This is a genomic window from Pedobacter fastidiosus, assembly GCF_014306625.1.
In the GTDB taxonomy this organism is placed as follows: domain Bacteria; phylum Bacteroidota; class Bacteroidia; order Sphingobacteriales; family Sphingobacteriaceae; genus Pedobacter; species Pedobacter fastidiosus.
In genome coordinates this window covers 90,803-106,023 of the sequence record NZ_JACRYL010000017.1, presented here as the reverse complement: position 1 = coordinate 106,023, position 15,221 = coordinate 90,803, and the positions used below count along the sequence as shown (strand labels likewise).

At 35.7% G+C, this 15,221-nt stretch carries 10 protein-coding genes; 3 read left to right on the top strand and 7 right to left on the bottom strand.

Annotation, left to right across the window (positions count from 1 at the left end):
* Window positions 1-91 precede the first annotated feature (91 nt).
* The 3 genes from H7U22_RS17635 to H7U22_RS17625 form a co-directional block, all read right to left on the bottom strand.
* Entirely contained in the window at window positions 92-286 is a 195-nt protein-coding gene (locus H7U22_RS17635) for a hypothetical protein (protein ID WP_187072659.1), read from the bottom strand.
* A 304-nt stretch (window positions 287-590) separates the two neighbouring features.
* Window positions 591-905: an RNA polymerase sigma factor gene (locus H7U22_RS17630; RefSeq protein ID WP_187072658.1), complete on the bottom strand. Its 315-nt coding sequence runs from the start codon at window positions 903-905 to the stop codon at window positions 591-593.
* A 351-nt stretch (window positions 906-1,256) separates the two neighbouring features.
* Complete coding sequence (locus H7U22_RS17625; protein WP_187072657.1) at window positions 1,257-1,985, bottom strand: tetratricopeptide repeat protein; 729 nt, start codon at window positions 1,983-1,985, stop codon at window positions 1,257-1,259.
* 261 nt (window positions 1,986-2,246) lie between these two features.
* On the opposite strand from H7U22_RS17625, the gene H7U22_RS17620 reads away from it, so the two are divergent.
* Window positions 2,247-2,585: a hypothetical protein gene (locus H7U22_RS17620; RefSeq protein WP_187072656.1), complete on the top strand. Its 339-nt coding sequence runs from the start codon at window positions 2,247-2,249 to the stop codon at window positions 2,583-2,585.
* Window positions 2,586-2,719: 134 nt separating this feature from the next.
* Window positions 2,720-4,834 (top strand): TonB-dependent receptor, encoded by a 2,115-nt coding sequence (locus H7U22_RS17615; protein WP_248284784.1) that lies wholly within the window; start codon window positions 2,720-2,722, stop codon window positions 4,832-4,834.
* A 144-nt stretch (window positions 4,835-4,978) separates the two neighbouring features.
* Here H7U22_RS17615 and H7U22_RS17610 read toward each other — a convergent pair whose 3' ends face one another.
* The 4 genes from H7U22_RS17610 to H7U22_RS17595 form a co-directional block, all read right to left on the bottom strand.
* Window positions 4,979-6,082: a Fic family protein gene (locus H7U22_RS17610; protein ID WP_187072654.1), complete on the bottom strand. Its 1,104-nt coding sequence runs from the start codon at window positions 6,080-6,082 to the stop codon at window positions 4,979-4,981.
* A 114-nt stretch (window positions 6,083-6,196) separates the two neighbouring features.
* A complete protein-coding gene (gene glgB / locus H7U22_RS17605) occupies window positions 6,197-8,161 on the bottom strand; it encodes a 1,4-alpha-glucan branching protein GlgB (protein ID WP_187072653.1) in 1,965 nt (654 codons plus the stop codon).
* Window positions 8,162-8,220: 59 nt separating this feature from the next.
* Complete coding sequence (locus H7U22_RS17600) at window positions 8,221-10,683, bottom strand: glycoside hydrolase family 31 protein (RefSeq protein WP_187072652.1); 2,463 nt, start codon at window positions 10,681-10,683, stop codon at window positions 8,221-8,223.
* A gap of 162 nt (window positions 10,684-10,845) precedes the next feature.
* Window positions 10,846-13,725: a TonB-dependent receptor gene (locus H7U22_RS17595; RefSeq protein WP_187072651.1), complete on the bottom strand. Its 2,880-nt coding sequence runs from the start codon at window positions 13,723-13,725 to the stop codon at window positions 10,846-10,848.
* A gap of 189 nt (window positions 13,726-13,914) precedes the next feature.
* Between H7U22_RS17595 and H7U22_RS23165 the strand changes: the two genes are divergently transcribed.
* A partial coding sequence (locus tag H7U22_RS23165; protein WP_248284783.1) for a penicillin acylase family protein occupies window positions 13,915-15,221 on the top strand: 1,307 nt, incomplete at its 3' end.

Here is a 15,221-nt window from a genome sequence, read left to right as displayed (position 1 = left end):
TTGATTAAATATTGAGAGACACAAGCGGACGCTTGCGCCAGATGGGAAATTCGTAATGAAATCAGAAAACTTAATGATAAATAAAATTTTGCTATGCAAAAGAAACTACATTAATAGCCGTGAGCCCATTGCAAGTTAAAGTGATTTCAAACTCTACCTTATCTCTAACTTTAAAACTTTGATCAGATTCTTTTAAATAGAATGCAATTCGTTGATTGTTTTCATCATTTATTAAGCCCATTCTTCCGAGGCAATTAATACAAACAATCTTCCCAATTCTTTTCATATCTATACCAAAATCTTATCCAATATTATATTAAAGATAAAACAGATATGAAGGTGTACCTGCTTTATCTTTATTTGCCCTAAATTGAATAACAGTTTGTTTGTTCAGCCATCCTGAGGGATAACCATTTTAATTTTGATATTGTTTTGCAACCGATGATTTCACGTATTAATGCTCAGTATTTTAACTTATTCTAACCCAGTAGGAAGTTGTTAATCAAAAATATAAATTATGCTATATAGTAGGGAGAAACAGCATCTATAATTTAAGGCAGGAATGAGAGAAGATAATATCTATTTAAAGATTATGCTGTATTACCCTTACGTTTTGCAATTCTGCTTAACCAAGTAAACATTTTGCACTGAGATTCTTGATAAGTTTGAAGGGAATCCCAAGCTTCGAGAAAAGTTTCATGCAGAATAGCGTTCGCTCTTTTTTCATCGCCAACTGCTCTTATTATAGATCCGTATAAAGAAGCCGAATACTGTTTGTATAAAGACTTAAATACTTGAATATCTTGCATTTTCAGTTTCTGTAAAAATATCTCTTGACCAATTACCCAAGCCTTTGGGTTTTGATTTTCTTCTTGAAGGCTTATATTGGATAGAGATGCTTGCATTATTTAATCAATGATTATAGATGCTTAACAGTATTAAATCCTTATTGTTCTGGAATTGAAAATTAAATCTAACAACTAAAAGGAATGGCAAATAAAAATCTTCAAATATTTTTAATTCACAGATAATCAGTAAGATATTTATATGATATAATAATAAGATGAACCACAAGAGAAAATCTATAAACTCTGTTGAAGCGTTATCCCCGATTTTTTCTCTCGGGGATTTAGCAGGAAACTTAAAAGGAATAAATTCGGCACAGACTACAATCGGCAATTAACCACCGAACCGTTCATTTTCAAATATTTAGAAAAGCTGAACTGCTCGAATGATAACATCCGCAGCAAAGCCATTTATAGTTTATTAAACAATTCGATCGCATCTTTGTAATGTGCCGTTCCTGCAGGAATTTTTTGAAGCCAAATTTTACACTCAGCTTTGCGGTCATTTTTCAAATAACTAAGTGCTATAGAATATGCTGCATCATATTTAAATTTCGAAGTACCTAAATAAACATTATTCAGTACTGCTCTAGCATCATCTACATTACTGGTTTCTACCAAAGTATTTCCATAATAATAAGCCACTATTGCATTTTCAGGCTCAGCCATATATTGTTTCTCTAACAAGGGCTTTGCAGCATTAAAATTCTTTTGGTTGTACAACTGAGCTGCTTGATCTAAATCTGTTTTCTTTTCTGCACTACGTTTTGTTACGCTCATTGCACTATTTCCAGCATATACACTATATAAATTATTTCGCCAAGGTACCCAAATTAAAAAACCTAAGAGAAGAACCGCTGCGATTCCTGTCATCCAATTAATTATGGGTGTAATGGATGCAACCCTTGCTTCTTCTACAAAATATTGTTTGTTAACAGCATAAAGTGTATCCCGAAGAAGCTCATTTTTTTGATCTGGCGCCAAATGAATTTTTAAATTTTGATGAATCTCATTATAGTCTTTTAAATGCTGTTGCAGATCGAGCTCATTTTGCACACGTATTTCAAAACCAATTCGTTCAGTTTCATCCATGTCCCCCTCAACGTAGCGGGCGGTAAGTAAAATTTTATCTTCAGTCATCGACTTATCTATAAAGTATTTCTTAAACAAATATCCCCTCTATTTGTGTCGGCATTTATGTAAATAATGCGATCACAAATTTCAATTTTTAAAACAGATTAAAAGCCCTTTTTACTTTGTGCTATAGCTAAATTACATTCAATTTTCAAAATAATTTTTAAGATAAACAACTGGATTTATAATTTTGAAATTGAGAAAGATAAGATCTGCTACGAAAGTTTAGCTTGAATGCAATTTCGATTTGTACATTTGCAACACAAAATGAAAATTTTAAGCTACATATTAAGTCTGAGTATACTCTTGCTTTCTTGCATTACCTGCGAGGATTTGCCTGAATTCACAGTTAATGGCATAGCAAAAATTTCAAATGCTAGTATCCACACTCCAGATTCGCATACAGAAAAAGACAATTGCTCGCCACTTTGTACTTGCAATTGTTGCGGTCAACCGATATTAAGCACCCTATCTATTGCGTCTTTTCCTTTTTTAAAAGTGCAAGCTGTAAGCAGAAAGAAAATCGATTATGAAAATCAATTCGTGAGCGATTACATCCAAAATATCTGGCAACCGCCAAAATTGAATAAATCCATAATCGGTTAAATCCGATAATTCACAATCAGTTTACGCTGATTTATTTATTCAATATTCATTAAATTATAATGCGAAAAATAATATTATTGCTATGCACAATTGCGTGTATAACAAGTGCATACGCACAAAATAACTTTAAGATTTTGGTCAAAAACAAAGAAAGCAAAGCCAACTTATCAGCAGTAACTGTTCTTGTTAAGGGCACAAACCTAATGGCAAAAACTGCAGAAAATGGAATTGCAACCATCACCAATATTCCCGATGGCAATCAAGTTTTAATTATTAGAAATGTAGGTTTTGCGGAGCAAACCATTACTATAGCATTCCCCACAAATCAAATTACTCCACTGGAAGTTTTTTTACAGGAATCAGAAGACGAGCTGGAAGAAGTAATTGTTTCATCAACCCGAACCAGCCGAACAATTAAGAATACACCCACCCGTGTAGAAACTATTGAGCTGGAGGAAATAGACGAAAAAAGCAACATGCGACCAGCAAATGTTTCTATGATTTTGCATGAAAGCACAGGAATTTCCGTTCAGCAGACTTCTGCAACCAGTGCAAATGCGAGCATCAGGATTCAGGGCTTAGATGGCAGATATACCCAACTGTTAAAGGATGGTTATGCCAGTTTCGGGAATTTCGCCAGTGGATTGAGCATTCTAGAAATTCCTCCATTAGATTTAAGTCAGGTTGAGATTATTAAAGGTCCATCATCAACCTTATATGGCGCTGGTGCTATTGCGGGAGTTGTTAACTTTGTTTCAAGAACGCCAAAAGAGAAAGCCGAGTTTAATTTTATTCTAAATCAATCTAATGTTGGGCAAACAAATATTGGTGGTTTTGGAATGAAAAGAAACAAAAAAATTGGTTACAGTTTATTGGCCTTGGTTAATTTTCAAAGGCCTTATGATGTAGATAAAGATGATTTTACAGAACTTCCTAAAACGAAGGATTTCACGATTCATCCCAAATTATTTATCTATCCGAATGATAAAACTACGTTGATTATTGGTAATGCCTTTACCAAAAGCGACAGAACAGGTGGCGATATTTTTGTGATAAATAATGGCGAGGATGCAAACCATAAATACTTCGAAACCAACAATAGCATCAGAAATACTTCTACTTTAGATTTTAGCTATAAAACAGGAGAACTCGATTTATTAAAAGTTAAAACCAGTTTCAACTACTTTAAGCGTGATATTTCTATCCCAAACTATAGTTTCAACGGAATAAATTATAATGCTTATACCGATATCAGCTATTTAAAGAACATTAAAAACCAGAGTTTAATTTTCGGGGCAAATCTAGTATATGATGAATTTTTAGAGCAAAATCAAACACAAACTTTGGCTAAAAATTTTAATACCAAAACAGCCGGTTTGTATGCACAACAAACTTGGGACCTCTCTGATCAGTTTAAACTTGAAAGTGGAATAAGGACAGATCTCGTTCACTATTTCAATACTTTTTATAGTAAAACGGAATTCTTTATTCTTCCTAGAATCTCGGCGCTATTTAAGTTTGATGAAAAGTGGAGTTCTAGAGTTGGCGGTGGTTTAGGTTATAAAACCCCTACTCTTTTTACAGAGCAAACAGAAACATTTCAATACCAGAATTTATTGCCATTAAACCAAGTTGAGGCAGAAAAAAGCTATGGAGGAACTGCCGACGTAAATTATAAGACAAGCATTGGTGACGATTGGATGTTAAGTTTTAACCAGATGTTTTTCTATACAAGAATCACGAATTCAACCATTTTATTACAGGATAATACTGGTTTTTTTCACTTTGAAAACACCACGAAACCGGTTCAGAGTTTAGGTTTTGAAACCAATGCAAAGATTATCTTCAAAGAATATTTTAAGCTTTTTGCAGGCTACACTTTTACCGATGCCAAAGCAGATTATTTACCTGTGATTCAAAACATTAGGCTATTACCTAAAAACAAGCTTAACCTAGCGCTACTTTATGAGAAAGAAAGGAATTTTAAGCTTGGTTTAGAAGGTTACTTTACCGACAAACAATATTTGTATAATAACCTAGAAACGAGTCCTTTTTGGGAGTTCGGTTTTATGGCCGAAAAAGTTTTTGGAAAGTTTTCAATTTTTATAAATGCAGAAAACTTCACCGATACAAGGCAGAGCAAATACAAAAGTGTGGTAAATGGTTCACACCTTAATCCAACTTTTGATGACATTTGGACGCACACCGAAGGAAGAACTTTTAACGGAGGAATAAAGCTGAAACTGTAGATTATTATCAAGAAGCTGTATCATAAATAAATTTTTATTTAGATTTTGGTCACATTGAGCCTGTCGAAATGCTTTAAATGGGTTTTTTAGTAATCCTTCAACAAGCTCAGGGTGACAATTCACATTTATGATACAGCCTCTTGTTTAGTTTTCCTTTAGCGAATAACTTGTACTTCTACCGCCTGCAGAATCTTTAATTAATATGCCCTTATCTACCAAGTTTTGAATATCCCTACCTGCTGTATCTTGAGAACATTTTGCAATTTTTGCCCATTTAGAGGAGGTCAGTTTTCCATCAAAACCATCAAGAAGTTTATTGATCATCAACTTTTGCCGATCGTTTAAAACTATTAAATTCAAGTTTTCCCAGAGTTTAGCTTTCCTTTTAACTGATGCCAAAGTATGATCAGTTACGGATAAAGCCCGATTTAGACATTCCAAAAACCACACAAGCCAGCTTGTAATATCCAAAGAGCCTGATTGGGTTTGCTCCAAAATATCATAATATTTGTTCCGTTCCAATCTAATTTGTGCAGACATGCTATAAAATCGCTGTGCACTTTTATCAGCCCTAGAAAGTTGCATATCGGCAATTGCCCTTGATATCCTTCCATTTCCATCATCAAATGGATGTAGGGTTACAAACCAAAGATGTGCTATACCAGCTTTTAAAATCGGGTCGTAGGCTAGGTCTGCGTTAAACCAATCGAAAAATTTCTTCGTTTCATTAGGTAAACCTTTAGAATCTGGAGCTTGGTAATGAATTCTTTCACGCCCCATTGCTCCAGAAACCACTTGCATTGGATCTTCCTTTGAATTATTTCGCCAATCTCCTACAATTATTTTATAAAGCCCACTTCTACCTGTTGGAAATAAATTAGCATGCCAGCCGAACAAACGCTCTTCTGATAAATTTTTTGCAAAGTTTTGAGTAGCATCCAGCATCATTTCAACAATACCTTCTACATTTCTATCTGATGAGACTAAACCAGCGATATCCATTCCCAATCGTCGGGCTATAGAAGATCGAACTTGGTCTGCATTTAGTATTTCGCCTTCAATCTCACTTGATTTTAAAACATCCGCAGTAAGCGTTTTTAGCATTGCTTCCTCTTGAATATCAAAGCCAAGAGTTTCCATTACTCCAAGAAGTTTACCTTGATTAAAGCGTACCTCAGCAAGCAAATCTGCAATCTGTTCTAAATTCCAAGTGAAATTTGGCCAATCTTTATATTCATAGATATACATATTCTCCGCAATTATGCGGTAAATATAAAGCTTATTCTCCGCATAATAAAATTAATCTACGCAAAAATGCGGAGATTAGACAGTCTAATCTCCGCATTTTAAGTATTTTTTTGCTTATTTACTTTTAAAAACTACAACAGCTAATGGCGGTAAATTAATGTTAATAGAAAATTCTTGGTTATTATAGCCTTCTAAATAAGGTGTAATATCCCCTTTGTTATTAATCCCACTTCCGTAGTAAATGATATCATCAGAATTGAAAATTTCCTTCCATTTGGTTTTAAATGGCACACCCACCTTATAATTTTCGCGAACAACAGGTGTAAAATTCATTACAACAATCAATGTATCTTTAGCCTTTGGACCTTTGCGCATATAGGCAAAAACAGATTCATTGGAATTATCTGCATCTAGCCATTCGAAACCTTCATAACTAAAGTTGAAATGATAAAGTGCAGGTTCTTTTCTATACAAAAAATTAAGTGCTTTAACTGTTTCTTGCATACCCTTGTGTGGTGCATATTGGAGTAAGTGCCAGTTTAAAGATTGCTTGAAATTCCATTCGCCAGTATCGCCAAACTCGTTACCCATAAACAAAAGTTTTGCGCCCGGGTGCGTAAACATATAACCGTATAAAGCTCTTAAATTCGCAAACTTTTGCCAATCATCACCAGGCATTTTATACAGCATTGGCGATTTACCATGTACTACTTCATCATGAGAAAATGGCAACATAAAGTTTTCGGTAAAAGCGTAAGTCATGCTAAAACTTAACTGATTGTGATGGTTTTTTCTGCCTATTGGATCTACTTTAAAATATTTCAAAGTATCATTCATCCAACCCATCATCCATTTCATACCGAAGCCTAAACCACCCGAGTAAACAGGTCGGGTAACGCCATCAAAAGTACTGCTCTCTTCTGCAATGGTTTGTACACCTTTAAAATTGCCGTAAATGGTTTCGTTTAAATCTTTTAAAAACTGAATGGCTCCTAAATTTTCACTTCCGCCAAACTCGTTAGTTGCAGAGTCGCCATCTTCACGAGAAAAATTAAAATATAGCATCGAAGCAACGGCATCTACCCTTAAACCATCTGCATGGTACTGATCGATCCAAAATGTTGCATTACTTATTAAAAACGAACGAACTTCTGGTCTATCGTAATTAAAAATATACGATTTCCAATCTGGATGAAAACCCTTACGCATATCTGCATGTTCGTACAAATGCGTGCCATCAAACTCATACAGTCCATGCCTGTCGCCCGGAAAATGCGATGGAACCCAATCTAAAATTACAGCAATATTTGCTTTATGAAGTTCATCAATTAGGTACATTAAATCTTGTGGCGAGCCATATCGAGAACTCGCTCCAAAATAACCTGTAATTTGATAGCCCCAACTAGGCGAATATGGAAATTCCATTACAGGCATAAGTTCTACATGCGTAAAACCCATTTCTAAAACATAAGGAATCAGTGTTGTGGCAACCTCTCTACAATTTAAAACACGCTTTGGGTTATCGGGATCACGTTGCCAAGAGCCCAGATGTATTTCATAAACTGAAATTGGTTGATCTAAATTATTAAGCTTTGGACGTTTGCTTAACCAAGTTTTATCTTTCCACGTGTAATCAGTATCCCAAACAATTGATGCCGTTTGTGGCGGATGCTCCCACTTTCTTGCATAAGGATCGCCCTTTTCGTGCTCCGATTCATCGAAGCCTTTAACGAAATATTTATAAACTTCGCCTTTGGATATATTCGGAATAAAACCTTCCCAAATTCCAGATTTATCCCACCGTTTATTTAAAGCATGAGCTTCTCTATTCCAATCGTTAAAATTACCTACAACGCTAACGTTAATTGCATTTGGTGCCCAAACGGAGAAATAAGTTCCATGTACTTTTTCAACCTCTGTTAAATGTGAACCCATCTTTTCGTACAAACGAAAATGTTTCCCAACCAAAAACAAATCGATATCATAATCAGAAAATAGGCTAAAAGCCCAAACCGATTTACTTTGATCAATCTCTGGTAAAACTGCTTTTTTTGCAGGAACTTTTTTTGTAGATGGCATAAATATTTTTGGCTAGAGAATTAAAACCCCAAATACTTAACAGCATTTGGGGTTAATTGTTACAGACTTAAAATCTGTATTTCAGAGAAGTTTTTATTGCATTTAAAGCGTAAACAGTTTTTATCATCGGTGTAAAAATCTGTTACTTCTTTATTATCAACGGTAATCTTTTTTACTTGGAATTTTACACCCATAACATTACAAGCATAGAGCTCATAATTTGGTGTATAAAGCCCTTCTGTGAGTTGATTAACCCTTAATATTTGACTATCCCCTTTAACAGTGAATTTCTTTTCTAAATAAATATCCTGTTCGTAAGCAAAAGTATCACCATGATCCTCATACATGAAAGAATTTACTTCATAATCACTGCTGTAAATGTTCATCACCACTTCAGTAATGGCCTTTTCATCCACATATTGCATTACCGGATATTCTGGAATTACAGAACCTGCTCTAACAAACATTGGCATGCTATCAATTTTGGCATCAACGGTATATTCGTTTTCGCCAACCAAAACTTCATTTGTCCAATAGTTGTACCATGTGCCTTTAGGAAGGTATACTTTTCTTGATATTGCCCCTTGCTCTAAAACAGGGCAAATCAATAATTTATCACCATAACAAAACTCATCCTGACGGAAACTATTGCTTATGTTTTCTTGCTCCAACATAACCAACGGCCTCAAAATTGGAAAACCGTAACGGTGATGCTCCCAAAAAACGGAATATAAATATGGCATCATTCGATACCTTAATTCAATAAATTTTCTGTTGATGTCTTCAAAAAATTCTCCAAAACTCCATGGCTCACGTTCGGCCGTATCACCGGCAGAGTGCGCTCGCATAAAAGGAGAAAAAGTACCCAATTGAATCCAACGTGTAAATAATTCGCCATCGGGTTCTCCACTGAAACCACCAATATCGGTTCCACAGAAAGGTACACCTGAAACAGATAAACGCTGACACTGAATATTACCAATTTTTAAGTGTTCCCATGTAGCAATATTATCTCCTGTCCAAACACTTGCATAACGTTGCATACCTGCGTAACCTGCCCTAGTGATGGTAAATGGGCGTTTATTGCGCATCAATTTTTTAAGTCCTTCATAAGTTGATCGAACCATTTGCATGCCATAAACATTATGTGCCTTACGGTGCGAACCACGGAAACCATCGTAATTGTGGCGAACATCATTAGGGAAAGTACCCGAACCAAATACGGCAGGTTCATTCATATCATTCCAGAAACCTGCAACGCCCATATCTACCAATTCTTTGTATAGATTACCCCACCAAGTACGAACTTTAGGGTTGGTAAAATCTGGAAATTGGCAACGTCCAGGCCAAACATGCCCTTCCATATAATAATCATCGCTTCTGCGACAGAAAAATCTTTTCTCTTTACCTTCTTTGAAAACCCAGTAATCATCATCCACCTTAATTCCCGGATCAATCATAACAACGGTTTTAAATCCATCATCAGAAAGTTCTTTAATCATCCTCCTCGGATCAGGAAAATATTTTTTGTTCCAAGTGAAGCAACGATAACCATCCATATAATCGATATCCAAATAAATGGCATCACATGGAATTTTACGATCTCTAAATTGTTTTGCAATTTCTTTAACCTTAGTTTCTGGATAATAACTCCATCGGCATTGCTGATAACCTAAAGTCCATTTTGGTGGCATTGGGTGTGTTCCTGTTAAACTCGCATAACGCTTAACAACATCCATCATATGCGGGCCATGAATATAGTAATATTGCAACTCGCCACCGTCAGACCAAAAACTGGTTTTGCTTACATCTTCGCCACCAAAATCGAAATAAGATTTAAAAGTGTTATCGAAAAATATACCGTAAGCAGCCTCATTGTGTAGGCCGATGTAAAAAGGAATTGTTCTATATAATGGATCTTGATTCCATCCAAAAGAATAGGCATCGGTATTCCAGTTTTCGAAACGGCGACCACGAAGATTAAAGTTTCCAGATTTATCACCTAAACCAAAGAAGTTTTCTTCTGGATGGCATTTTTTCGTGGCAAAAATATAATAACCCCCGAAATCTGTATTTTCTTCCCAATGCATCGAGTTTGCTTCATCAACCATAACCAGATTGGTTATGTTATCAGAAAACGAAATATGAAAATTTGCTTTCTCTATCTTACAAGTAACTGAGTGAGTAGAAACAGTAAAACTATCTTCATGCTCCTGCATTTTGAAGACCGTAACCTTTTGGTCTACTTCTGGTACAGCGTAAGAAAAATCATCTAAGAAAACTCCATGTGGCGCTAAGCGAACACGAATAATATCATCGCTAACTACTCTTATTTCTACTCTGGCATCACCATCAGAGAAATAAAACCTGTTGCCCTCTTTCTTTACTTTTTTAACGGTTCCGAGATACTGTTTAACAATTGGCTTAACAGATATATCTACTGGGTTATTTAAATGCTGTATTTCTTGTTCTTTATCAATTAGATCGCTAACCTCGTTTGGCTTATCGTTTTGCGCTTCCATCCTTATTTATTCAAAAATTTAATATTAATTACTCCTTAAACTGGGATGTGCTTAAGAAAGTACTATAATACAAATATTTTAGGTAAGCATCTTAATAAATTCACAAAAAAAGCCTTTCTCGCTTTAAGGCAAGAAAAGCTTTCCAGATAAACAATGTAAAATTTAAGGATTAAAAGTGAATGCTAAATAATAAATTGCACCTGCTTGTGGATTACCATAAGAGGTGAAATAATACTTATTCAAAATATTTGATCCACCTAATTTAACTACAGACATAACCGATGGAATTCTTAAACTAACCTGAGCATCCAAAGTACTATATGCGGGCACTTGTCCTGCTGAGAATGATGAATTCCAGTAAAACTGATCTTGCCAGCGATAAGAAACATTAAAGCCAAAGTTTTTAACGATTTCCTTGTTTCCTAAACCTAGATTATAACGAATTTTTGGTGTGTTAAAATCGTTGATATAATTTGCAGGAAGATCTCCAATTTGATTGTAAGAAACATTTCCACTGATGTTATATTTTCCGATTAAATAATCCAAACCTAAAGCAGCACCATAAGAGGTTACTTTTCCATCTGCATTGACTGGAACACCATATTTTACATAATTTGTAGTTGTACCTACTTGCTGATAAACATTTACCGCTGTGATAAAATCTTTATATTGATTGTAATAGCCATAAGCATCGATTAAAAATTTTGGCCCTAACAAACCTTTATAACCAATTTCATAAGCTTGAACACTTTCTGGTCTAACTCCACGGCTATCAAAAGTATATTTCTGTAAAATGCCTGTGGTAGAACCGCCAACTGCTAAGGCCGATTGATAAGCACGATAACTGCTTTCAGTATAACCTTTGGTAGCATCGGTACCTAAGCCGTATTTAGCCAAACTTTCTGGCAAACCACCTATTAATCTTTGTGATCCACCGCCTACAGAAAGATCTATATATTGGTTTTGCGTGGTTGGATTACGATACCCTGTTTGGTAAGATAAACGGATGTTGTTGTTTTTGGCAACGGTGAAAACACCAGTAATACGAGGTGTAAAACGACCTTCAAAATTGGTGCTTTTATCATAACGGCCAGCAACTGTTAGTTTAAAAAACTCGCCGAACTTTTTACCTGCCTGGGCAAAAGCTCCATATTCGTCGATGTCGATTTTACGATTTAAATCATCAAAAATTGTACCGCCAGATCTAAGTTGATATAATCTGCTTGATGCACCAACCTGAAATTCGATTACGTTATTAAAAGCATTCGTAAAATTGTACATGCCCTCATAGTGATACAGATTTGTTTTGTCATCAAATCGAGCGCCATAAACCCCTGTACCAAAGTTTGTAGCACTGATATTGGTATTCTTTATATTTTCTTTATTGGTTCCAAAACTAGCCGAACCTGGCTGTGCTCTACCTGCATCGGCTGCTGCTCTAGCTGCTGCATTCGCAGCTTCTTCAGATGCGCCTTGAGATTTTGCCGCAGAATAAGCTACTGTGTAAGTTGGAAACCAAACCGTTGCCGATGGTGTAGTTTTTTCATTAATGTAGCTTCCCAAAATAGACGAGATGTAGGAATCTCCAGAACGTTCTTGAGTAGTATAAGCTTTAACAAAGAAATCCTGACCCTTTAATTCAAGTTTGTACTGGCCGATGTTAAAATTACGCAGAGAATAACGATCTGACCCTGTGTAAACAGATGTTCCTGTTCCCCAATTGGCCTGAGCTGATAACTGAATGGTATTAGTGAAATTGTAATATAAAGCACCAGAAGTTTTAAGAGATTTTGTACTATAATCTACTAAATCTTCTTCATTATAACCTGTCCTAGAAACCTGTTGATTAGAAGTTGTTCCTTTGTTTAAACTATAAGCAACACCCAACAATGGCAATGCTGGCCTTAAAGCTGCATAAGCTGGATTTGTGCTAACCAAATTTACAATTTGAGGATAGGTTAAGCCTAAACCAATGAAATTATTAAAAGCGCCAACTGCTGCAGGTTGAGTAGCCAAAACTCCTCTTGCTACGAATTGTAAATTTGCATTAACCTCATCACCGTAAACATTCACCCCATCATAACCTGGATCCGAAGCTCTTGTTCCTGGTTTTACACTATTTGCTACGCGATCAAAATTCGAGTAATTATTACCGAACCAATCTTTAGCTTGTAAAAAAGAGAATGCGGCTTTAAATCCAAATTTATTGTTCCAAGATTTTGCCACGCGAACATCCAACTGATTAAATGGCTGAACACTGCTATTATCATCATTAACATGATTTACGCCTGTTTTATATTGAAAACTTGCACCCGGATACTTAAATGGATCTTTTGAAGTCATTAATAAGGTGCCGTTAATTCCACCTGCACCATATAAAGCTGAAGATGCACCTGGTAAAAGCTCAACATTATCAATATCTAGTTCAGTAATCCCTACAATGTTACCTACAGAGAAGTTTAAACCAGGCGCTTGATTATCCATTCCGTCTATGTATTGGTTAAAACGAGTATTTCCATTTGAGTTAAAACCGCGTGTATTAATCGATTTAAAAGTTAAACTCTGCATACTGCTCTCCACGCCTTTCATGTTATTTAGGGCATCGTAAAAAGAAGGCGCTGCAATTTCCCTAATTGTTGCAGCACTCATCCGCTCGATAGAAACCGGAGATTCCAGAATCCGCTCTGGCGTTCTTGATGCAGAAACAACTACATCGCCACCCAAAACAATTGCAGTTTCAAGCTCGATATTTATTCCAGTTGTACTTCCTGTAATTTGTTGCTCTACAGTGCCAAAGCCTACTGATGATGCAACTAAGGTGAAGGGAAGTTTAGCTGTAGTAGAAAACGTAAATACACCGTTTCCATTTGTAGATGTACCGCCTGATTGGCCTTTAACAATTATGCTAACGCCAGCAAGGGCTTCTTTAGATTGCTTATCCTTAACGGTACCACTTACCGTTATACTCTGTGCCTGCACCACAACAAAAGTTGCGCATACAAATAAAAACACAAAGATGATCTGTGTAAAGATTCTGCTCATAAATGATTATAGTTTGGTTACTTGTTTATTTAGTTAATATAAACTTAAATGCTTTTTTTTAATTAAACAAATTATGTTTGCATAATAATTTTTATCAAATTTTTAATTTTGATTGATATACAGTTTGTTGTAATTTGCATGTATTCAGCAATAACTAAAAAAATGATGTTGGATTTTTAGCTAACCATTATGAATAAAATCAAGGCTCTTTTCTGTATCATAATCCCTATAGCATTAGCTTTTCTATTTAATACAAAAATTGGAAGTACACCTCCGCTCTTAAAATTTCTAAATCCATTTATGGGTTTTTGGCAAAACGCTGAGAACAACCATTTTATGTTTAACCATAAGGCGAAAATTAAAGGCGCAATTGATGAAATTGAAATTGTGTTCGATGATCGGATGATTCCGCACATTTTCGCAAAAAATGATCACGATCTTTATTTGGCACAGGGATATGTTACCGCAATGCATCGCCTATGGCAAATGGATTTTCAAACTCGTTTTGCTGCCGGAAGAATTAGTGAGGTTGTAGGCGAAAAGGCGATCGAAGTAGATCGATATCAACGTAGAATGGGAATGGTTTACGGTGCTGAAAACTCTTTAAAGGGAATGATGCAGGATCCAAAATCGAAAGAAATGATTTTAGCCTATACCGACGGTATTAACGCTTACATTAAAACCCTCTCGCACGCAAACTATCCTATAGAATATAAAATACTAGATTTTAAACCTGAAGATTGGACCCCAGTTAAATGTGCGCTCCTGTTAAAACAGATGTCGGCCGTTTTGGCTATGGGTTCTGATGAATTTTACATGACGAACATCATGAAAAAATTCGGTCCAGAAATAACTAAAGATCTTTTTCCTGATTATCCATTTCGAGAAGATCCAATTATTCCTGTTGGAACAAAGTGGGATTTCTCTCCTTTGCCTACACCAAAAACACCAGAAAGCTTTACAAATGCGCAAACTGGCAATGTAAAAACAAAAGAAAAAGTAGAAGGAATTGGCAGTAACAACTGGGCATTGTCGGGTTCTAAAACGGCATCAGGCTTTCCAATTCTATCTAACGATCCACATTTAGATTTAACCTTACCTTCTATTTGGTATCAAATACAATTAAATGCACCTGGCGTAAATACCTATGGCGTTTCCCTTCCTGGTGCACCTGGTGTAATTATCGGCTTTAACCAAAAAATTGCTTGGGGCGTAACCAATGTTGCTGCAGATGTGCTCGATTTTTACCAAATTAAATTTAAAGATAATTCGCATAACGAATACTGGTACAACAACAAATGGAACAATACATCTAAACGTTTCGAAACCATTAAAATCCGTGGGGGAAAAGATGAAATTGATACTGTTTATTATACGCATCATGGTCCTGTTGTATATTTCCAAAAACCAAAATATGCAAGGGCAAACAACGTTCCTGTAGGCGACGCATTGCGATGGATTGCTCATGATGAATCGAACGAACTCATGACTTTTTA